1 protein-coding gene is annotated in these 444 nt (G+C 57.9%); it reads right to left on the bottom strand.

Going from position 1 to position 444, the window contains the following annotated elements; all coding sequences use genetic code 11:
• Positions 1–443, bottom strand: a 443-nt coding sequence (locus KDM89_RS19825) for an IS66 family transposase (protein WP_212689607.1), incomplete at its 3' end; no start/stop codon positions are given.
• Position 444: the final 1 nt, after the last annotated feature.

The raw sequence follows: 444 nt of genomic DNA, 5'->3' as shown, positions 1-444 counted from the left end.
ACATGGCGCTCGACTGTGAATACGCCGGGCTGGTAATCGAGTTTCTCGCAGACGTCCTCACCGATCCGCTTCATTTGGCAACCACACCGGCACAGCGTTGAATCCGGTTCGTGATGAACATCAGTCCGCGGCAGTTCTGCCGGCAGCCGGACGCGTCTGGGTTGCTGCCTGCCCGGTTCTGCTGATATGGGATGTTGTACCAGCTGCTCAATTTCGGCAGTGACGGCGGCTAAGTCAATGTCGAGCGTTTCAAACAGCTCACGCTGCTGTTCGCCGGTATAGGCTTCGCTGGTGGCGGCAAACTTCTGCCGTTTCAGGAGGGCCAGTTCGTGAGTCAACTTATCAATCACCGTTTGCCGGAACCGGCCCTCGGCCTGCAGCCGGATGGCCAATTCGCGGATCTGGTCCGGGTTGAGCTCAGTGATGTCGACAGTTAAATCCATG

It is taken from the genome of Cognatundibacterium luofuense (genome assembly GCF_018139685.1).
In the GTDB taxonomy this organism is placed as follows: domain Bacteria; phylum Pseudomonadota; class Gammaproteobacteria; order Burkholderiales; family Burkholderiaceae_D; genus Undibacterium; species Undibacterium luofuense.
Note: the sequence above shows the minus strand (reverse complement) of the source record. Positions and strands in the feature narration are given on the sequence as shown.